The 22,235-nt window shown below is 75.2% G+C and carries 9 protein-coding genes; 8 read left to right on the top strand and 1 reads right to left on the bottom strand.

Annotated features, from left to right (window positions below; genetic code table 11):
• From AB0L34_RS23570 to AB0L34_RS23560, 3 genes are all read left to right on the top strand, one after another.
• The coding region (locus AB0L34_RS23570; protein WP_363706601.1) for a non-ribosomal peptide synthetase at positions 1 to 1,565 on the top strand (1,565 nt) is incomplete at its 5' end.
• Positions 1,565 to 4,489: a beta-ketoacyl synthase N-terminal-like domain-containing protein gene (locus AB0L34_RS23565; RefSeq protein WP_363706600.1), complete on the top strand. Its 2,925-nt coding sequence runs from the start codon at positions 1,565 to 1,567 to the stop codon at positions 4,487 to 4,489. The genes AB0L34_RS23570 and AB0L34_RS23565, both read left to right, overlap by 1 nt.
• The gene (locus AB0L34_RS23560; protein WP_363706598.1) at positions 4,486 to 6,501 is read left to right on the top strand and encodes an amino acid adenylation domain-containing protein; all 2,016 of its coding nucleotides are present in this window, start codon (positions 4,486 to 4,488) and stop codon (positions 6,499 to 6,501) included. Before AB0L34_RS23565 ends, AB0L34_RS23560 begins: the two co-directional genes overlap by 4 nt.
• Before the next feature lie 84 nt (positions 6,502 to 6,585).
• Here AB0L34_RS23560 and AB0L34_RS23555 read toward each other — a convergent pair whose 3' ends face one another.
• A complete protein-coding gene (locus AB0L34_RS23555) occupies positions 6,586 to 9,405 on the bottom strand; it encodes a condensation domain-containing protein (RefSeq protein WP_363706596.1) in 2,820 nt (939 codons plus the stop codon).
• A 181-nt stretch (positions 9,406 to 9,586) separates the two neighbouring features.
• Between AB0L34_RS23555 and AB0L34_RS23550 the strand changes: the two genes are divergently transcribed.
• From AB0L34_RS23550 to AB0L34_RS23530, 5 genes are all read left to right on the top strand, one after another.
• The gene (locus tag AB0L34_RS23550) at positions 9,587 to 15,139 is read left to right on the top strand and encodes an amino acid adenylation domain-containing protein (RefSeq protein WP_363706594.1); all 5,553 of its coding nucleotides are present in this window, start codon (positions 9,587 to 9,589) and stop codon (positions 15,137 to 15,139) included.
• Between the two features lies 1 nt (position 15,140).
• Complete coding sequence (locus AB0L34_RS23545) at positions 15,141 to 16,646, top strand: AMP-binding protein (protein WP_363706592.1); 1,506 nt, start codon at positions 15,141 to 15,143, stop codon at positions 16,644 to 16,646.
• A 26-nt stretch (positions 16,647 to 16,672) separates the two neighbouring features.
• Positions 16,673 to 19,756, top strand: a complete 3,084-nt coding sequence (locus tag AB0L34_RS23540; RefSeq protein WP_363706590.1) for an amino acid adenylation domain-containing protein — start codon at positions 16,673 to 16,675, stop codon at positions 19,754 to 19,756.
• A 1-nt stretch (position 19,757) separates the two neighbouring features.
• Positions 19,758 to 20,051, top strand: a complete 294-nt coding sequence (locus AB0L34_RS23535) for an acyl carrier protein (RefSeq protein ID WP_363706588.1) — start codon at positions 19,758 to 19,760, stop codon at positions 20,049 to 20,051.
• A gap of 111 nt (positions 20,052 to 20,162) precedes the next feature.
• Positions 20,163 to 21,974, top strand: a complete 1,812-nt coding sequence (locus tag AB0L34_RS23530; RefSeq protein ID WP_363706586.1) for a hypothetical protein — start codon at positions 20,163 to 20,165, stop codon at positions 21,972 to 21,974.
• The last annotated feature ends 261 nt before the right edge of the window (positions 21,975 to 22,235 follow it).

Below are 22,235 nucleotides of genomic sequence, written 5' to 3'. Positions count from 1 at the left end.
CGGCCGACTGCCCACCTGCCCGCCTGGGCAGGCCGGCGCCGCCGGGAGAAGGCCCGGTCGAGGCGCGCGGGGGTGCGCCGGGCCGGTCCGGCTCGGCGACGGCCGACCACGCGCGGTCCGGCGACGGCCCGGTCGAGGCGGCACCGGCCGACCCGGCGCGGGCCGCGTACGTCTCCTTCACCTCGGGCTCCACCGGGGTGCCCAAGGGCGTGGTCGTGCCGCACCGGGCCGTGCTGCGGCTGGCCGACGACCCGCGGCTGTTCGCCGACCGGGCGGACATGCGGATGATGCGGCTGTCCCCGCTGGCGTTCGACGCGTCCACGCTGGAGCTGCTGGTGCCGCTCGCCAACGGCGACACCGTGGTCGTGTTCCCGCCCGGCGAACCGACGCCGAGCGGCCTGGCCGAGTTCCTGCCCACCGCCGGGATCACCCACGCCTGGCTCACCTCGGGCGTGTTCCACCTGGTCGCCGACCACCGCCCGGACGCGTTCGCCGGGCTGCGGCAGCTGTTCACCGGCGGCGGCGTGGTCTCCCCGGCGCACGTGCGCCGGGTGCTGCGGGCCTGCCCGGGGCTGCGACTCACCAACGGCTACGGCCCCACCGAGAACACCACGTTCACCACGACGTACTCGGTGGACCACGCCGACGCGACGCCCGACCCGCTGCCGATCGGTGCGGCGGTGCACGGCACCGACCTGTACGTCGTCGACCCGTCGGGGCGCCTCGTGCCGCCGGGCGCGATCGGCGAACTGTGGGCGGCGGGCGGCGGGCTCGCCGACGGCTACCTCAACGACCCCGTGCGCACCGACGCGTCGTTCGTGCGCCACGCGGGCCTGGGGGTGCGCCTGTACCGCACCGGGGACCTGGTGCGCTGGGGCGCGGACGGGCAGCTGCGCTTCCTGGGCCGCAACGACCGCCAGGTGAAGATCGCCGGGCACCGGGTGGAGCTGGTCGACGTCGAGCGCCGGCTGCGCGAGCGGCCCGGGGTGCAGGACGCGGTGGTGTTCACCACCGGCGACCCGGTGACGGGGTCGGGCGTACGCCTGTGCGCCGCGTTGAAGCCCGCGCCCGAGGGCCTCGTCGTGGCCGACGTGCGCCGCGCGGTGGAGGCCGAGCTGGCCCCCTACGCCCGGCCGCAGCAGTGGGTGACCGTGGCCGAGTTCCCGCTCGACCGCAACGGCAAGGTCGACCTCCGTGCCCTGGGCGCGCTGGCCGCGGTGCCGCAGCCCGCCGCCGCCGCGTTCCCCGCCGCTGCGACGGCGAGCGCCGACGCGACGGCCGGGCAGCCGCCGCAGGTTCCCGCCCAGCGCTCCGCGTCGCTCGCCGAGTTCGAGGAGCTGGTGACGGGGGCCTGGGTGGAGGCGCTGGGCACCGACGACTTCGACGTCGACGAGGCGTTCTTCGACGTCGGCGGGGAGTCGCTGCGGCTGGCCATCGTGCGCCGGCTGCTCCAGGAGCGGCTGGCCGGCCGGACCGTCGCGCTGACCGACCTCTACCGCTTCCCGACCGTCCAGACGCTGGCCCGGCATCTGCACGCACAGACCGAAGGAGCAGGAGCATCCTGATGAACGGCGACATCGCGATCGTAGGCATGGCGGGCCGGTTCCCCGGCGCCGCCGACGTCTGGGAGTACTGGTCCCACGTGGCCGCCGGGAAGATCACGATCAGCGAGCTGACCCGCGGCGAGCTGCTGGCCGCGGGCGTGCCCGCCGACCGGCTCGACGACCCGTCGTACGTGCCGGCGCGCGGCGTGCTGGCCGACCCGGACCTGTTCGACGCCGCCTTCTTCGGCATCACGCCGCGGGAGGCCGAGACCATGGATCCGCAGCACCGGCTGCTGATGCAGACGGCGTGGGCCACGCTGGAGTCCGCCGGCCTGGCCACCCGCGAACCCTTCGGCCGGGTCGGCGTGTTCGCCGGGGCCGGGTTCAACTACTACGCGCTGCACCACGTGTTCGCGCAGCCCGGCCTGGTCGAGACCCAGGGGCTGCTGTCGGTGGTGCTGGGCAACGAGAAGGACCACCTGGCCGCGAAGGTCGCGTACCGGCTGGACCTGGGCGGTCCCGCGGTCACCGTGCAGACCGCCTGCTCGACGTCGCTGGTGGCGGTGCACCTGGCGTGCCAGAGCCTGCGCACCGGTGACTCGGACGTCGCGCTCGCCGGCGGCGTCTGCGTGGCCGTGCCGCAGCAGGCCGGCTACCTCTACGAGACGAAGGGCATCATGTCGCCCGACGGCACGTGCCGGCCCTTCGACGCCACGGCCGACGGGACCGTCCCCGGCAACGGCGTCGCCATGGTGGCGCTCAAACGCGCCGAGGACGCCCGCCGCGACGGGGACACCGTGTACGCCCTGATCAAGGGCTCGGCGGTGAACAACGACGGCGGCATGAAGGTCGGCTACACCGCGCCCGGCATCGCCGGACAGATCGACGTGCTGACGCGCGCGTACGCCGCCGCCGGCGTCGATCCCGCGACCGTCGGCTACCTCGAGGCGCACGGCACCGCCACCGAGGTCGGCGACGCGATCGAGCTGGCGGCGCTGACCGAGGTGTTCCGGCGCGGCGAGCAGCCGTGCTCGATCGGCTCGGTCAAGGCCAACGTCGGCCACCTCGACGCGGCCGCCGGCGTCACCGGGCTCATCAAGGCCGCGCTGGCGCTGCACTTCCGGCAGATCCCGCCGCTGGCCGGCCTCAAGCAGGCCCGCCCCGAACTGCTCGACGGGTCGACCCCGTTCACCGTGGACAGCGTGGCCCGGCAGTGGGACTCCGCCGGCGGCCCACGCCGGGCGGCGGTCAGCTCCTTCGGCCTCGGCGGCACCAACGCCCACGTCGTGTTGGAGGAGGCCGACGGGCCGGTCGCGCCCGGTCCCGCCGAGGTAGACGGTCGCACCGAGCTGATCGTGCTGTCCGGGCGCAGCCCGGAGGCGGTCCGCGAGGCCGCCGAGCAGCTCGGCGAGCACCTGCGGCAACGCCCCGACCTGGCCGTCGGCGATGTCGCGCTGACGTCGCAGACGTACCGCAGGCACTTCCCGCACCGGCTCGCGGTCGCCGCGCGGGACGTCCCCGCGGCGCTGACCCGACTGCCCAAGGCGCCGGTCCGCGAGGCCGCGCGCCGGCCCAGCGTGGTGTTCCTGTTCCCGGGCCAGGGCGCCGAGTTCCCCGCCATGTCGCGGGGGCTCTACGACCGCTGCCCGTCCTTCCGCGTCGACCTCGACCACGGCGCGGCGCTGCTGGCCCCGGTCCTGGGGCTGGACCTGCGCGACGTGCTGGTCGACGACGACCCGCACGGGGTCGTGCACCGCACCGACGTCACCCAGCCCGCGCTGGCGCTGCACGAACTCGCCCTCGGCAGACTGCTGGTGTCGTGGGGCGTCCGCCCGGCGGCGTTGATCGGCCACTCGATCGGTGAGTTCGCCGCCGCGGCGCTGGCCGGCGAGATGGCCGCGGACGACATGCTGCGCCTGGTCGCGACCCGCGGCAGGCTGATGCAGGACGCGCCCGAGGGCGGCATGCTGGCCGTGCTCGCGCCGCCGTCCACCGTCGAGGAGCACCTGGCGGGCCTGGACGGCCTCGACGTGGCCGCGTACAACGCCCCCGAGTTCACCGTGCTGGCCGGGCCGGTGGCGCAGCTCACCGAGTTGCGGGAGCGCCTGGCCACGGCCGAGGTGCACTGCCGGGCGATGCCCGCGCAGCGCGCCTTCCACTCGCGGATGATGGCCGACGCGGCACGACTGCTCGGCGCCGAGGCGGACCGCATCGCCCAGCGACCCCGCACCGTCCCGGTCGTCAGCAGCATCGACGGCATACTGCTCGGCAGGGGGCTGCCCCGTGCCGAGGGCTACTGGGCGGCGCAGCTGCGCAGCCCGGTGCGCTACCACGACGCGCTGCTGACCGCGCTGGACCTGCCCGACCCGGTCCTGGTCGAGGTCGGGCCGGGCACCGCCCTGACCGGCATGGCCCGGCAGACGACGGCGGGCTCGGGCTCTTCGCGGCCGGCGCGGTGGACGCAGGACCGGGGGCGGGTGCCCACGTTCGCCCTGCAACCCCGGCCGAGGGCACAGGTCGACGCCGGTGACGTGCTCGCCGGACTCGGCGGGCTGTGGACCGCCGGAGCGGCCGTGGACTGGACCGCGGCGCGGGGTGAGAGCAGCGCACGGCGGGTCGCGTTGCCCACGTACCCGTTCGCCCGCACCCGGCACTGGCTCGACCCCGTACCGGCGGCGCCGGCCGCCGACGTCGCGGAACCGGAGCAGCCCGCCGTCGGCGCCGGAGAGACCGAGGTGGTCGACGAGATCATGGAGCTGTGGGGCCGGATGCTCGGCACTCCCGACATCGACCCGGACGCGAACTTCTTCGTGCTGGGTGGTGAGTCGCTGCTGTTCATCCGCATGATCACCCAGGTGCAGCGCAGGTTCGGGGTGCGTGTCCCGGTCGAGGCGTTCTCCGCCGACCCCACGCCGCGCACGCTGGCCGGGCTGGTGACGGCATGAGCGGCCACGACGATCTGGACCTGGTCGCGGCGGTGGCGGCCGTGCTCTGCCACCGCCTCTCGGCCGCGCCGTCGGTCGCCGTGCGGGGCCCGCGGGGCGACGTCCTGGTGCGCGTCTCCCCGGACAGCACCCTGACCCAGGTACGCGCGCAGACGCCCAGCCGGCAGCGGGAGCCGGCGTCGGCGGACGTCGTGCTGGCAGAGCCCATGACGGGTGGGCCCGGGGCGTCGGCGGTCCTGGCCGGGGTGCCGGTCCGGTTCGCCCGGCACCATGGCGGTCCCGCGTACCTGCAGGAGCGCCTGGACACCCTGCACGCCTGGCTCGCCGCCCATCCGGACCGGCCGGTCCGGGACGCCGCGCTGGTCGGCCCGGTGGAGCGCGCGGCGCTGCTCGCCTTCAACCCCGCGCCGGTCCCCGCGCCACGCACGCCGGTGCACGAGACGATCTGCCGCCAGGCGGCGCTCACCCCGGACGCCGTCGCGCTGCGCGGCGGCGGACGGGACCGCACCTACCGCGAGTTCCTCGACGAGGCGGCGACGCTGGCCGGGCGGCTGCGCGCCGAGGGTGTGGGACCCGGGTCGGTGGTCGGGCTGTGCACCGAGCGGAGCCCCGAGATGGTGGTCGCGTTGCTCGGCGTCCTGCTGGCCGGCGGGGCGTACCTGCCGCTGGATCCGTCCCACCCCCGCGCCCGGCTGGACCTCATGCTCCGCGCGGCCGACGCCGCGCTGGTGCTGGCCGACGACGCGGGGCGGGCCGCGCTGGGCTCCGGCGGCGAGCCGTCCGTCCCCGTACGGCCGCTGACGGGCGGTGACCTGCCGGCCGCGCCGGTCGACTGGCGCGGCTACCGGGCCCCCGAGGAGGTGGTGCGGGGTCTGTCGTACGTCATCTTCACCTCCGGCTCGACCGGGGCGCCCAAGGGCGTGCAGATGACGCACCTGTCGCTGGCCAACCGGCTGGTGTGGATGCAGGACGAGTACCGCATCGGCCCCGGCGACGTGGTGCTGCAGAAGACGCCGTACACCTTCGACGTGTCGGTGTGGGAGCTGTTGTGGGCGTTCATGGCCGGCGCGACACTGGTCACGGCGCAGGCGCAGGCGCACCGCGACCCGCAGGAGATGGTCGACGTCATCGCCCGCGAGTCGGTGACCACGGTGCACTTCGTGCCCTCCATGCTCGCCCTCTTCGTGGAGGAGGCCGGCCTGGGCCGCTGCACCGGACTGCGCCGGGTCATCTGCAGCGGGGAGGCGCTGCCGCCGAAGCTGGTCAACAAGCTCACCGCCGTCCTGCCGCGGGTCGAGGTGCACAACCTGTACGGGCCCACCGAGGCCGCCATCGACGTCACCGCCTGGCCGTGCCGCCGGCCCGAACCGGACGACACCGTCCCCATCGGCCGGCCGATCACGAACGTCGCCGCGTACGTCCTCGACGAGCGCGGTGCGCTCGCCCCGCTGGGCCTGCCCGGGGAACTGGTCCTCGGCGGGGACTGCCTGGCCCGGGGGTACGCCGGGCGGCCCGACCTGACCGCGGAGCGGTTCGTCGAGACGGATGTCGCCGGCCGGCGGCAGCGGGTGTACCGCACCGGCGACCTGGCCTGGTGGTCGCCGGGCGGGCACCTCCACTACGGCGGGCGCATCGACACCCAGGTGAAGGTCCGCGGGCAGCGGGTGGAGCTCGGCGAGATCGAGTCGGTGCTCAACCGGCACCCGCTCGTCGCCAACAGCGTCGTGCTGCTGCGCGACGACCTGGGCGCCGCGGCGACCCTCGTGGCGTACGTGGTGACCGAACGCGACGCCGACCCGCAGCGGGTGGCCGAACGCGCGCTGCGCGCCTTCATGGCGCAGCAGTTGCCCGACTACATGGTGCCCCTGCGGTACGTGGTCCTGCCGGAGCTGCCCGCGACCGCGAACGGCAAGGTCGACCGGCGTGCCCTGCCCGCCCCGCCGGCCCGGGTCCGCCGGCGCGTCGCGACCGCCGACGTCGCCGCCGAACTGTCGAACGTCGGGCGTCGGTGACCGGGACCGGGTGGCCTCGTCCGTGGCCGTCGGCGTTCCCGGTCGGCTGAGTGGCCTCAGCCGCGACGGTCGGGCCGTAGTAGGTCAAGGAGTAGCCGAGATGCGCGCCGTGTCGTCGAAGGCCGCCTCGACCAGCAGCGCCTCGACGCCGCGCAGCAACTCCTCGGCCCGCCCGGGCGGGAGGTACCGGGTGTCGGCGGTGACGATCAGCTCGACGGCGTCGGGGGCGTCGCGCACCTGGAGGCGGCACCGCCAGGGGAACTGCGCCAGGTCCGGCAGCCACCGGACGGTGCTTCGGGTCAGCATGGCCCGCACGTCGGCCTCGTCCGGGCCGGCCGTCGAGGGTCGGGCGGGGCGCGACAGGCGGGCGTCGTTGAGGTAGCAGAACGGGGCCAGGAAGGTCCGGTGGTCATGGCCCAGCTCGGTGACCGCCTGCTCCCACGCCGCGGGGTCGTAGTAGGCGTGCCGGTAGGCGTCCAGGGCCGAGCGTCGCGTACGGGACAGCAGCTCGGCGAAGCCGGGCCGGTCGGCCAGGTCCACCCGGCAGAACCCGATCTGGTTCAGGGTGCCGACGGCGCGGTCGTGGTCGGGCTGGAAGCGGTTGTTGGCCATGACGACGATTCCGCAGGCGCCCCGCCCGCTGCCCGCGTCCAGCACGGCGGCGGTCGCCGCCAGCAGGGCGTCGGAGGTGCTGACCCCGTGGCGGGCCGCCACCAGCCCGGTCGCGTGGTGCAGCGCCGCGGACACCAGCGAACCGCGCAGGTGGCGGGCCTCCGCGGCGGACCGGTCCGGGTCGGAGAGGCTCCCGGTGAGGCCGTCCAACTGCCGGACCCAGTACGCCACGGCCCGCTGTGAGCGCCCTGTCCCGACGCGGCGTTCCCGCTCGGCGAGGTCCAGCGACTGAAGACCGGGCGGCGTGTCCAGCGCGCCGCGCAGCAGGAGCGTCCGCAGGTCACGCAGCACGGTGTCGGCGGCGTGCAGGTCCACGACGGAGTGGCTGAACACCGCGACGATCTGCCGTACCCGGTCGTCGACCGTGACCAGCGCGACGCGCAGCGGCCACTCGGCGACGTGGTCGAAGCGCGGCTTGCGCAGCCGGGCGGTCAGGGCAGCCGCGGCACGCCGGCCGTTGGGGTCGTCGGCCGGCCGGGCCACGGCGTGGACGAGGACCGGCAGCCGGCCCGTCGCCGCCGCCTCCTGGTGCAGCTCGCGGTCCCGCAGGCGGAACCGGGTACGCAGCGACTCGTGCCGGGCGACCAGCGCGCCGACGCCGTCCAGCGCCCGGGGCACGGTGACGTCGGCCCGTGCGGGGACCGTCAGGGTGCGGGGGAGGGCCAGCACCCGGTAGGCGGCGGGGGAGTCGAACTCCTCGACGGTGCGCCACATCGCGCGTTGCCCCCAGGTCAGCGGCGCACTCGCGTCGCGTCCGCCCTGGAACGACGCGTACGCCACCTTCTCGGTGCCCGTGATGTCGGGGGCGACCGGCCCGGCGGCGGCCGGGAGCCCGGCGCGGGCGGCCGACCACGGCCATGGCACCGCCGCGAAGGCCGCCTCGACCAGCAGTTCCTCCAGCCCGCGCAGGAACGGCTCGACGGCGTCCATCGGAAGGTGGCGGGTGTCGGCGGTGAGCGTGACGCCGACCCCGGCCGGCTCGTCGACCACGTGGGCCAGCAGGTGCCAAGCCGCCTGCTGGAGGCCGGCGGTCCAGGAGAAGGTGCTGCGCTCCATGGCCGCCCGTAGCTCGCCGGGGGTCACCCGGGGCGCCGGCTCGGCACCGCCGGTGGCCAGCCGGACGTCGTTGAAGTAGTGGTACGGCAGGAACGCCGAGTCGAGGTCGACGCCCTGGGCCTCGAAGGCGTGGCGTAGGGCGGGCGGTGCGTAGTAGGCGTGCCGCAGGCCGTCCAGGGACGCGGCCCAGACCCGGGACACCAGCTCGCCGAAGTCGGGACGCCCGGTCAGGTCCACCACGCAGAAGCCGATCTGGCCGAGGTTGGCTACCGCGTCGGCGTACTCGACGCGGAACCGGTTGTGGGCCATCGGGAACAGGCCGCACAGCTCGCGCCCCGTGTCGCGGGCGGCCATCGCCGCGTACCCGGCCAGCAGCACCGCCGACACGCTGACCCGCTGCCGGGCGGCGATCAGCCGGGCGGCGGTGTCGATGGCGGAGGAGACCAGCACGCCCCGGCGCAGCGGAGGATCGAGCCCCGGCCCGGTCGGGGTCAGCGGCTGGCGGGGCAGGCGCTGGAACTGCCGCAGCCAGTACGCCACGGCCCGCTCCGAGCGGCGCCGGTCGGCCCCGTGCTGGTGGCGGGCCACGTCCGCCGACTGCGGCCCGGGCGGCGTGGGCAGGGGGCCCCGGAGCAGGATCAGCCGCAGGTCGCGCAGCACCACCTCGGCGGCGTGCGCGTCCACGGTGGTGTGGCTGAACACCACCACGATCTGCCGTACCCGGTCGTCGACCGTGACCAGCGCGACCCGCAGCGGCCACTCCTCGGCGTGGTCGAACGCGACGTCGCCGAGGCGGCCGGCGGCCTCCCGGGCGGCCCCGGATCCGTCGTCGGCGCCGGCGTACACCAGCAGCGGCAGCACCCCGGTCGCCGCCGTCTCCTGGCGCGGCTCGCCGTCGCTCACCCGCAGCCGGGTGCGCAGCGCGGAGTGCCGGCCGACCAGCTCACCGACCGCGCGGGCCGTGGCGGCCACGTCCGCGCCGGCCCGCGCGGACACCGCCACGGTGCGCCGCAGGTTGAGGAAGCGGTGGTTGGATCCGAACCGGGTGAGCGCCCGCCACAGCACCTGCTGGGCCCAGGTCAGCGGCGCCGTTCCGGCCCCGGCGCCGGCGAACTCGACGTGCACGAGGGCATCCGACGCCCACTCGGCGGGCACGACCATGTCGGTGAATGGCATTCCCGACCGTACGACGGTCCGGTCCGGTTCCGGATCGCTCGATCATCTTGTCCATCGTGGACCGATCAGCTTCCGGATCGCTCGATCATGGTGTCCACCGTGGACCGATCAGCCGATCCACCCGGTTGGTTGCGGCGTGCAAACTACTGGCTCCCGTCCGTCACCGCACCAGAGGGTACCCGTGACCAACGTTGACGTACCGTCGCGGAGCCCTGCCCTCGCGCCGGCCGCCACCCGTTCCCCCGCCGACCCCCGCCTGTCGTTCGGCCAGGAACGCATCTGGTTCACCGAACAGCTCACCCCCGGCACCGCCGCGTACGTCGTCCACTCGACCACCCGGCTGCGCGGGCCGCTGGACGTCGACCTCCTGCGCGCCGCCCTCGACGCCACCGCCGGCCGGCACGACAGCCTGCGCATGCGGTTCGTCGAGAACGCCGACGGCGAGCCCGTCGTGCACGTGCTCCCGCAGGTACGGGTGCCGGTGGCCGTCACCGCCGCACCGTCGGAGGCCGCCGCCCGCGCGCTGGTGGCCGCCTCCGTCGCCACCCCCTTCGACCTCGGCCACGCCCCGCTGCTGCGGGCCCTCGTCGTCCGGCTCGGCGCCGAGGAGCACCTCGTGCACCTCGCGATGCACCACATCGTCAGCGACGGCTGGTCACTGGACCTGCTCCTCGGCGAGCTCGCCGCCACCTACGCCGCGCTGCGCGACGGTGGCGACCCACCCCCGGCTCCGGCCGTCGACTACGTCGACTACGCCGCCTGGCAGCGGGACCGGCTCGACGGACCGGCCACCGGCGACGGCTTCGCGTACTGGACCCGTGCGCTGGCCGGGGTGCCTGCGCTGGAGCTGCCCACCGACCGGCCCCGGCCGGCCGTGCAGTCGTACGCCGGCGCCACGTACCGCTTCGCCCTCGACGCCGACCTCACCGACGGCCTGCGCCGGCTCAGCCGCGCCCACCGGGCCACCCTCTACATGACCCTGCTCACCGGTCTGCAGGCCGCGCTGTTCCGGTACAGCGGCCAGCGGGACTTCGCCGTCGGCACCCCGGTCGCCGGCCGGGTGGTGCCGGAGCTGGAGAACCTCGTCGGTCTCTTCGTCAACACCCTCGCCCTGCGCGCCGACCTCTCCCCGGTCGCCGCGACCGCCGACGCCCCGGCCGTCGAGCCCAGCTTCGCGGCCCTGCTGCGGCGCACCCGCACCACCGTGGTCCGGGCCCTGGCCCACCAGGAGATCCCGTTCGAACGGCTGGTCAAGGAGCTCAACGTCGCCCGCGACGTCAGCCGCTCCCCGGTGTTCCAGGTGCTGTTCACCCTCCAGAACTACACCCACGGCGGCGACCGCTGGCCCGCCGGCCTGCACGCCGAGGGCGTCGGCACCGACGCCGCCACCGCCCGCTTCGACCTGTCGCTCTACGTGGGCGAGACCGCCGACGGCCTGCGCTGCATGGTCGTCCACAACACCGACCTGTTCGACGCTGCCACCGTACGCCGGCTGGCCGGCAGCTTCGAGACGCTGCTGCGCGCCGCGGTCGCCCGCCCGGACCTGCCCGTCGTCGACCTGGACCTGGTCGGCCCCGCCGAGCGGGACCGGGTGCTCGCCCTCGCCCGGCCCGGGCGTGGCGACGCCGGCGCGGACCAGGCACGCCACGACCACCGCGCCGACCACCCGGCCGCTGGCGCCGGCGTCACCGGCCCGGCGGACACCCTGGCCGACCTCGTCACCCCCTTCGTCACCGCCACGCCCGACGCGCCGGCCGTGGTCTGCGGGCCGGACACGCTCACCTTCCGGGAGCTGGACCGACGGGCGAACCGGCTGGCCCACGTGCTGCGCGCCCGCGGAGTCGGCCCGGAGCGGCTGGTCGGGGTCCTGCTGGAGCAGTCCGTCGACCTGGCCGCGACGCTGCTCGGGGTGCTCCGCGCCGGCGGCGCGTACCTGCCGCTGGACCCGGAACAGCCCGCCGCCCGGCTGGCCCTGATGCTCGCCGACGCCCGCCCGACGGTGGTGCTCACCAGCGCGGACCTGCGGGACCTGCTGCCCGCCGACGCCCCGGCCGCCTGCCTCGACGAGATCGCCGTCGAGGCCGCCGCCGCGCCCGACACCGCACCCGAGACCGGGGCGACCGGCGGAAACCTCGCGTACGTCATCTACACCTCCGGCTCCACGGGCACGCCGAAGGGCGTCGCCGTGGGACACCGGCAGGCGCTGCGCTACCTCGACGGGGTGGCCGACCGGTTCGGAGTCGTCCCGGCCGCCCGGTACGGGCTGCTCCAGTCGATGTCGTTCGACTTCAGCGTCACCGTCTTCTACCTGGCGCTGGCCACCGGCGGCGCGGTGCACCTGCTGCCCCGCCGCGGCACCGGCGCCGAACTGGCCGAGCGGCTGCGCGACGGGCACATCGACTACCTCAAGATCACCCCGTCGCACCTGGCGGCGCTCACCGCCGACGCCGAGCCGGCCGAGCTGCTGCCCGCCCGCGCGCTGATCCTCGGCGGCGAGGCGTCCGACCTGGAGCGCGTCGGCCCGCTCGCCGACGCCGGCCCGGCCCGGGTCTTCAACCACTACGGCCCCACCGAGGCCACCGTCGGCGTGGCCACCTACGAGGTGGAAGCCGACAGCCCGCGCACCGGCCCCGTGCCGATCGGTCGGCCCCTGCCGCACGCCCGCGTGTACGTGCTCGACGAGCGGATGCGCCCGGTGCCGGTCGGGGTGGCCGGCGAGCTGTACCTCGGCGGCGACCGGCTCGCGCGCGGCTACCTGAACCGACCCGGCCTCACCGCCGAGCGGTTCGTGCCCGACCCGTACGGACCCCCGGGCGCCCGCCTCTACCGCACCGGCGACCTGGGCCGCTGGAACGCCGACGGGCAACTGATCTTCCTCGGCCGCCGCGACCACCAGGTGAAGATCCGCGGCTACCGGGTCGAGCTGGGGGAGATCGAAGCCACCCTGCGGAACTGCCCCGGCGTACGGCAGGCAGCGGTGCTGCTGCGCGACGACCGGCTGGTGGCCTATCTGGAGCCGACGCCCGGCACGGACGGGCCGGACCCCGCGCGCCTGCGCCGCCGCCTCGCCGACCGGCTGCCCGAGCACATGGTGCCGACCCGCTGGATGGTCCTGGACCGGCTGCCGCTGCAGGAGCACGGCAAGGTCGACCGGCGGGCCCTGCCCGAGCCGACCGACGCGCCGCCGGGCGGCGAGCGGGTGGCGCCGGTCGGGCCGGTGGAGACGCTGGTGGCCGGCATCTGGCGGGCCGTGCTGGGGGTGGCCGAGGTCGGCGCCACCGACGACTTCTTCGACCTGGGCGGGCACTCGCTGCTGGCCACCCAGGTGGTGGCCCGGCTGCGCCGGGAGCTGCCCGTCGTCGTGGGCGAAGCGCCGGCGGTCAGCGTGATGGACCTCTTCCGCCACCGCACCGTACGCGAGCTGGCCGCCCTCGTCGCCGGGGCCGGCGCCGGCCCCGCCGGGCTGCTGCACGAACTGACCCCACCGGTGCCGTCCGCCGACCGGGTCGCCACCCTGGTCTGCGTCCCGTACGGCGGCGGCAGCGCCGTGGTGTACCAACCGCTGGCCGACGCGCTGCCGGCCGGGTACCGGCTGCTGTCGGTGGCCGTGCCCGGGCACGACATCGGCCTCGCCGACGAGCCCGCGCCCATCGCCGACGTCGCCGCCGACGTCGTCGCGGAGATCCTGGCCCGGGTGCAAGGCCCACTGATCCTCTACGGACACTGCGGCCCCGGCGGCGCGCTGGCCGTGGAGGTCGCCCGCCGGCTGGAGGCCGCCGGCCGGGACCTGCTGGCGGTGTACCTCGGCTCGGTCTTCCCGTTCGCCCGGCCGGCCGGCGGTCCGCTCGGTCCGCTGCTGCGGCTGCGGCTGGCCGAACGCCTGCGCAGCGACCGGATCTACCGCACCTGGCTGCAGGCGCAGGGCACCGCCGTCGGGTCGCTCGCGCCCGACGAGGTCCGGTTCCTGATCCGGGCGATGCGCCACGACGCCGAGGTCTCCGAGGACTACTTCACCGACCTGATGCGCCAGCGGGTCACCCCGCTGTGCGCGCCCGTCATCTCGGTGGTCGGCGAACGCGACCGCAGCACCGACTACCACGAGGAGCGGTACCGGGAGTGGCACCTACTCACCGACCGCACCGCCCTGGTGGTGGTCGACGAGGGCGGGCACTACTTCCTCAAGTACCGGGCCGCCGAGCTGGCGGAGATCGTCACCGACGTGCACCGACGCCTCGACGGGCCGCCACCCGCGCCGGCCGAACCGGACGCCGCTCGGCCCGCCTGGCAGCTCGCCGCCGTCTCCCACCGGCCCGCCGGCCCCCCACCACCGGGCGCCGACACCCCGGCGGACACCGCGCCGCCGCCCAGCCTGCGCCGCTTCGGCCTGGTCGCCACCGGCCAGATCGTCTCCGGCCTGGGCACCGCGCTGACCACCTTCGCGATCCCGCTGTGGATCTACACCGAGACCGGGTCACTCGCCCGGTTCGCCCTCTTCGCCGTGCTGGGCCTGCTGCCCGGCCTGCTCGTCGCCCCGCTGGCCGGGGCACTGGTCGACCGGACCAGCCGGCGACGCGTTCTGCTGCTGGCCAACGCGGCCGCCGGCGGCGCCAACGCGGTGCTGGCCGGGCTCGTGCTGGTCGACCGGGCCGAGGTGTGGCACTTCTACCCGCTGACGGCGTGGCTGTCGGTGGCGCTGGCGTTCCAGCGCCTCGCGTTCGTCTCGGCGCTGCCGCAGCTGGTGCCCAAGCGTTACCTCGGCCACGCCAACGGCCTCACCCAGACCGCCGTCGGCCTCACCCAGTTCACCGTGCCGCTGCTCGCCGTGGCCCTGCTGCAGGCCGTCGGGCTGCGGGGCATCCTGCTCATCGACGTGGCGTCGTACCTGTTCGCGATCGGTGTCCTGGCGGCCGTGCGGTTCCCGCGCACCCTGGCGCTGCAACGACGCGAGGGCATCGGCGCCGAGATCGTCGCCGGCTTCCGGTACTCGCTGCGCCGCCGGGAGTTCCGCGCCATGCTGGCGTTCTTCGCGGCGCTGAACTTCTTCCTGTTCCCGGTGCTGTTCCTGCTCTCCCCGCTCGTGCTCGGCTTCGCCGACCTGGACGAGGTGGCCCGGGTCGCGCTCGCCGGCGGGGTCGGCGCGGCCGTCGGCGGCCTGGTGATGCTGATCTGGGGCGGCCCCCGCCGACGCCGGATGCGGGCGGTGCTGCTGGGCACCTGCGGCATCGCGGTGGCCGCCGTGCTGACCGGGCTGCGACCGAACCTGCTGCTCATCGGCGTGGGCGCCTTCGGTATCTACCTGGCCCTCGGCATCGTCAACGGCGTCTACCACACGATCATCCAGACCAAGGTGCCGGCGCGCGTCCACGGCCGGGTCTTCGCGCTCAACCAGATGGTCGCGCAGTCCACCCTGCCGCTGGGCTGGGGCGTCGTCGCCCCGTTCGCCGCCCGGGTCGCCGAGCCGATGCTGCTGCCCGACGGCGCGCTCGCCGCCACGGTCGGCGCGGTGATCGGCGTCGGCCCGGGCCGCGGCCACGGCCTGCTGTACGTGGTGTTCGGGGTGTGCATCGCGGCGACGGCGCTGGTGTCGCTGCTCACGCCGACCCTCGCCCGGTTCGACGACGAGGTGCCCGACGCGCCGCCGGACGACCTGGTCGGCATCGAGGAGCGCCGCGCCCGGGTCGCCGCTGTCCGGGACCGCCGGGAACCCGCCACCACCGGACGGAAGGCCGCCTGACATGACCGCGACGACCACCGGCCGGGCCACCCTCCGTACCGTGCCCGAGCTGCTCGACTGGCGTACCAGCCTGCACCCCGACCAGGTCGCGGTCGAGGTGCACGGCGTGGCGACGCTGACCTTCGCCCAGTGGTCCGCCGGCGCGACCGCCGTGGCCGCCGCGCTGCGGCACCGGGGCCTGTGCCGCGGCGACCGGGTCGGCCTGCTGTTCGGCGCCCGCGACTGGACCCGGTTCGCCGTGGCGTACTGCGGGGTGCTGCGGGCCGGCGGCGTCGCCGTGCCACTGTCCGACCGCCTCGCCGCCGGGCAACTCGGGTACGCGCTGACCCACTGCGCGGCCACCGCCGTCCTGCACGGCAACGACACCCCCGCCCCGCCGGTACCGCCCGGCGTGTCGACCTGGACGGTGGGTGACCTGCTCGCCGGCCCCGGAACCGGCCTCGACCCCGCCGGCCCCCGCCCGGGCGACCTCGCCCAGATCCTCTACACCTCGGGCACCACGGGCCGCCCGAAGGGAGTGGCCGCCACCCACGCCAACCTCACCGTGGGCGCGCCGACCCACCCGCGCCGGCTGGCGCTGGCCCACTCGCAGCGGTTTCTGCACGCGTTCGCCATCGGCACCAACGCCGGGCAGACCATGCTGGCCAACGCGCTCACCGCGAAGGCCGCCGCGTTCACCCTGCCCCGGTTCACCCCGGCCCGGTTCGCCCGGCTGATCGAGACGCCCGGCACCGGGACCGTCTTCGTCGTCCCGTCGATCGCCGTCGAGCTGCTCGACTCCGGGGCGCTGCGCGGGCGGGACACCGGCGCCGTGCAGCTCATCGGCTCCACCGCCGCCCCGCTCGCCCCCGCGGTCGCGGCCCGGCTGGCCGAGGCGTTCCCGCAGGCCACGATCGTCAACTACTACACGTCGACGGAGGCGGCCCCGGCCCAGACCACGATGATCTACGACCCGTCGCGCCGGGACGCGGTCGGGCGGCCGGTGGGTGGGCAGTTGATGGTCGCCGACGCCGACGGGAACCCGCTGCCGGCCGGGGCCACCGGCGACGTGTGGCTGCGGGCCCCCCACCCCCGCGCGTACTACCGCGACGACGCGGCCAACCGGGCCACCTTCCGCGACGGCTGGGTCCGGATGGGCGACGTCGGCCGGATGGACGCCGACGGCTACCTGTACCTCACCGACCGGCACCAGGACGTCGTCAAGACCGGCGCGTTCAAGGTCTCCACCATCGAGGTCGAGGCCGCCCTGCACGAGCATCCCCTGGTCGCCGAGGCGGCCGTCGTCGGCGTTCCGCACCCGGTGCTCGGTTCGGTCGTGGCCGCCGCCGTCGTGCCCCGCCCCCCGGCCGGCCCGGACGGGCTGTCCCTGCCGGTGCTGCGCGGTTTCCTCGCCGACCGGCTGGCCGACTACCAGTTACCCGCCCGACTCCTGCTGCTGGACCGGCTGCCCCGCAACGAGGGCGGCAAGGTGCTCAAGCGGCAGCTCACCCACCTCTTCGACAACTGACCACCAGCACGACCATAGGAGCACATGTGGGTACCGCCGAGGCGACCTCCGCGCAGCACGCCGTCTGGTTCACCGAGCAGGCCGGCGTCGCCGGCACGGCCTACCACATGGCGTTGGGCGTACGGTTCGCCGCCGACCTCGACCGCCGGGCCCTCGTCGCGGCGTGCGCCGCGGTGACCGAACAGCACCCGGTCCTGGCCGCCCGCGTCGTCACCGACGACGACGGCATCCCCCACCTGGCTCCCGCGGACACGCGCCCGGCGGTCACGGTCGGCGAGTGGACCGACGCCCGCGTCACCGAGGAGGTCGCCCGCCCGCACGACCTGGGCACCGGCCCGCTGGCCCGGTTCACCCTGCTGACCGCCGCCGACGGCAGCCACCTGCTGCTCGTCACCGCGCACCACCTGGCCTTCGACGGCACGTCCAAGGACGTGCTCGTCCGCGACCTGGCCGCCGCCTACGCCGCCGCCCGCGCCGGCGGCCCGGCCGCACCGTCACCCCGCGGCGACGGGTACGCCGGCCTCGCCGCCGCCGAGCAGCAACGCGTCGCGGCCGACCTGCCCGCCGCCCGCGACCACTGGGCGCGGCACTGGTCCGGCCCCGGAGACGTCGTCCTGCCCGGCCTACGTCGGCTGCCCACCGCCGCGGAGCCCGGCGAGGCCGTGCCCCTGACCCTGCCCGCCGGCCTGGTCGACGGCGTCGACCGGGCCGCCCGGTCGATCGGGGTGACCCGCTTCGAGCTGCTGTTCGCCGTGCTGCACGCCCTGCTCGAGCGCTACGGCAACCAGGGCACACCGGTCGGGGTGGCCCTGTCCACCCGCACCGCCGACCAGGCCGACCGGGTCGGACTGTTCGTCAACGAGCTGCCCGTCGCGGTCGCCCCGGCGCGGGGCACGTTCCGCGACCACGCCCTCGCCGTCCGGGCCCGGCTACGCGAGACGTACCGGCACCGCGCCGTGCCGCTGGCCCACGCCGTGTCCGGGTTGCGGCCCGCCCCGGCCCTGACCCCGGTCAGCGTCGCCTACCGGCGGCGCGGTGCGGAACCGGCGTTCCCCGGCGTGGCCAGCGAGGTCGACTGGACCCTGTTCTGCGGCGCCGCCCGCAACGCCCTGCACGTGCAGATCGTCGACGCCCCGACAGGCGTCACGGTGAGCCTCCAGCACAGCCCGACTGCCATCGACACCGACTCCGTACGCCGGATCGGCGGGCACCTGCGCACCATGCTCGCCGCGGCGGTCGCCGAACCCGACCACCCCGTGGCGGACCTGCCGCTGCTGCCCGCCGACGAACTCGACCGGGTCACCCGCGCCGTCAACGACACCGTCCGGGCGTACCCCGCCGTGACGGTGCCGGCCCTGTTCGCCGCCCGGGTCGCCGCAGAACCGGACGCGCCGGCCCTGGTCGACGGCGACATGACGCTGACCTACGCCCAGCTCGACGCCGCCGTCCTCCGGCTCGCCGCGCTGCTGCGCCAGCGCGCGGTCGGCCCCGGCACACTGGTGGCCGTCGCGCTGGACCGCTCCTGGCAGGCGGTGGTGACCGTGCTGGCGGTGCTGCGCTGCCGCGCCGCCTACCTGCCGGTCGACCCGGGCAACCCGCCGGCCCGGCGGGAGGCGATCCTCGCCGACGCCGCCCCGGCGCTGGTCGTGACAGGCTCTGCCGCCGAGACGGACCGGCCCACCCTCGCCCTCGACGGGACCGACCTGCTCCACGGCCCGGTCCCGACCGGTCCCGCCGACGGGCCGCCGCACGCCGACGACCTCGCGTACGTGCTCTACACCTCCGGGTCGACCGGCCGGCCCAAGGGCGTGGCGGTGCGGCACGACGCGCTGGCGAACCTGCTGCTGGGCGTCCGCGACCTGCTGGGCAGCGGGCCACAGGACCGGTGGCTGCACCTGACGTCGCTGTCGTTCGACATCTCCACCGTGGAGGTGTTCCTGCCACTGGTCACCGGCGGCCGGGTCGTCGTCGCCTCGGCCGTCAGCGCGCTGGACGGCGCGGGCGTGCTGCGGCTGGTCCGCGACACCGGCGTGACCCACGCCCAGGCCACCCCGTCCGGCTGGCGGGTGCTGCTGGACGCCGGCCTCGGCGTGCCGGCCCCGGACGCCGGGGGCACGCCGCCGCTGGTCGCGGTCGCCGGCGGGGAGGCGCTGCCGGTCGCCCTCGCGCGGGACCTGCGGGCCCGCACCGCCCGCCTGGTCAACGGGTACGGGCCCACGGAGGCGACCGTCTACGCGACCATGGCGGAGATCCCCGCCGGTCCCGACGAGGTCACCATCGGTCGGCCGCTGCCGAACGTGCGGGCGTACGTCCTGGACGAGGCCCGCCGACCGGTGCCGCTCGGGGTGCCCGGCGAGCTGTACCTGGCCGGCGCGGGGCTGGCCGTCGGCTACCTGGGGCATGACGACCTCACCGCCGAGCGGTTCGTGCCGGACCCGTTCGGGCGGGCCGGCGAGCGGCTCTACCGCACCGGCGACCGCTGCCGGTGGCTGCCCGACGGGCGGATCGAGTTCCTCGGCCGCATCGACGACCAGGTCAAGATCCGGGGGCACCGGGTCGAGCTGGGGGAGATCGACGCCCGGCTCCTCGATCATCCGGCCGTGGCCGCGGCAGCCACCGCGCTGCGGCACGACGCGGACGAGCCGCGCCTCGTCGCGTACGTGGTGTGCCGCGCCGGGGCCGCCCCGCAGCCGGCGGAGCTGCGACAGCACCTGGCGCTGAACCTGCCGCAGGCCGTGCTGCCCACCGACTACGTGACGCTCGACCGACTGCCGCTGAACCCGAACGGGAAAGTCGACCGGGCCGCACTGCCCGCCCCCGCGCCCCGGGAACCGGCCGGGGCGGCCCCGGGCGGGACCGCCGCCGACGGAACCGGCGACGACCCGGTGGTGGAGCAGCTGCGCCAGATCTGGCAGGAGGTGCTGCGCATCCCCGACATCGGTGTGCACGAGGACCTGTTCGACCTGGGCGGGCACTCGCTGACCATCACCCGCATCAGCGGCCGGATCCAGCAGCGGCTCGGGGTCGAGGTGCCCCTGGACGACTTCTTCGACACCCCGACCATCGCCGAGATCGCCGAGATCGTCCGGCAGTCCGCAAAGGAGTTCTGACATGAGTGGCACCGACCTGCGCGAGCGGATCGCGGAACTGGTGAGCGAGGCCACGACCGGGGAGGTCGCGGCGGCCGACGTGCTGGCCGGCGGGTCGATGGTCGCACTCGGCGTGGACTCCCTCGGCCTGCTGCGCCTGGTCGACGCGATCGAGCTGGAGTACGGCGTCGAGGTGGACCTGAACGGTCCCGGCCGCACCCTGGACACCCTCGACGACCTCGTGGCGCTGGTGAGCGTGGCAGGGGCCGGGCGAGCTGCCACCGGATCCGGTGGGACGGGTGGGCCGCTGAGCTGATCCGCCGCGTCCCATTCCCACCGTCCGCGACGCGGAACGTTCGACGGGTCGCGAGCCGTGGCCCGGTCCGGAGGATCGCGGTGGCTGGCGTGGCTGTCCATCATTGGTGTCATGACGTCAGTGAGTCGCCAGCGGGTAAGGAATGCGGACGGTCGAGCGCACAGTCGTGTCGAGCAGCGACTGATCAAGTCCGTCGCCCGCGGCGAAGTGCTCGACCTGGCCGGTGACGGGCCGGTCGACGAGGCAGCGATGCGATCCTGGGGCGATGAGCGGACGGTCTCGGCTTCGGTCATCCGTGAGCTCGTCCGCGGGCGTCTGGTCAGTGAACCCGACCCACACGGCCTGCGGCTACGCGGAGCCCGGATCGCCGGTCAGATCGATCTGGAGAACATCAGCAGCAACCTGGCGCTGGAGCTGCGCGACTGTCTACTGCCCAGCGGCGTGAATCTCCGCAACGCCCAACTGTCGGCGGTTGCCTTGACCGGGTGCCGCATCGAGCAAGCGGCAGACTCGGACGACGCGCCAGTCGACGCCACACGCTTCGCCGCGCGGGTGCTCTCGCTCGAAGGGAGCACCGCCACCAGCGCCAGCGAGCAGGGCACGGTCCGGCTGCTCGCTGCCCACCTCGGCACGTTGGACTGCAGCGGAGCGCGGATCGAGAACGCCACCGGACCCGCCCTCGACGCCGACGGCCTCCAGGTCGACCAGAGCGTGTTCCTGCGCGGGTCCACCGCCACCAGCGCCAGCGAGCGAGGCACGGTTCGGCTACTCGGTGCCCACCTCGGCGGTCAACTGAACTGCAGCGGAGCGCGGCTGCAGAACACCACCGGACCCGCCCTCAACGCCGACCACCTCCAGGTCGACCAGGACGTGTTGCTGCGCGGCGGGTTCACCGCCACCAGCGCCAGCGAGCAGGGCACGATCCGGCTACTCGGTGCCCGCCTCGGCACACTGGACTGCACCGGGGCACGGCTGCAGAACACCACCGGACCCGCCCTCGAAGCCGACCACCTCCAGGTCGACCGGGACGTGGCCCTGGACGACGGGTTCACCGCCACCAGCGCCAGCGAGCTGGGCACGATCCAGCTGCCCGGCGCCCACATCGGCGGCGTCCTGTACTGCGGCGGGGCACGGCTGGAGAACACCACCGGACCTGCCCTCAACACCGACGGCCTCCGCGTCGACCAGGACGTGATGCTGGACGACGGGTTCACCGCCACCAGCGCCGACGGCCAGGCGGTGCTGGTGTTGACCGGTACGCGGATCGGCGGGACCTTCCGCCTCGACACCGACCGAACGACGCACACGGCACCGGACCGAGGATCACTCATCGAGTTGGACGGGCTCACCTACAGCGGGCTGCCGCGGCCGGCGTCACTGCCGCGCTGGCTGACCCTGCTGCGCGAGCACACCCCCGGCTACGCCGCCCAGCCCTACCAGCACCTCGCCGCCGCCTACCGCGCCGCCGGCCACGACCGCGACGCCCGCACCATTCTCATCGCCCAACGCCGCGACCAGATCCAGCGCGCCGGACTGGCCGGCTCCGAACGGGCCTGGGGCCGCCTCACCGGCATCACCCTCGGATACGGCTACCAGCCCTGGCGCGCCCTGCTCCTGCTCCTCGCCACGCTTGCGACCGCAGTCACCCTCAGCGTCACCAGCGGCCACCACGGCGGCCTCGCCCACAAGCCGGCGACCACTGGAGAAGCCGCAGCCACCGCCTGCACCACCATCGACCAGATCGGCGTGGGCCTCGACCTCGGCACCCCACTGATCAAAACCGGCGCCCGCGACCGCTGCCAACCCACCAACACCCCCGCCGGCCAAACCCTCACCATCGCCAGCTGGGTCCTGCAACTGCTCGCCTGGACCTTCGCCACCCTCTTCATCGCCGGCTTCACCAGCGCGGTCCGCAAAACCTGACCCATGTCACGCTGAACCACCAACGCCAAGGGAACTCGCTCCGATCACATGCGCGCTCCTGCCAGTCAAGCGCCCACGCGAGTGGTCAGCCCCAGCGGCCCCGCCGCTTCCCAACGGTGGCGGGCCGCGCAAAGAGGGCTGACCGCAACTCCGTTTCCGCATTTGCCGATGACAGGACGTTCGAGCTGGCGTGTGCTGGATCGCTGCAATGTCAGCCTCGGGACTCGCGCAGGATCTGCCACTGCCTCCAGGCGAGCTCGG

The organism is Micromonospora sp. NPDC052213, from assembly GCF_040679695.1.
Lineage (GTDB): Bacteria > Actinomycetota > Actinomycetes > Mycobacteriales > Micromonosporaceae > Micromonospora.
This window is presented reverse-complemented; position numbering and strand designations above follow the sequence as displayed.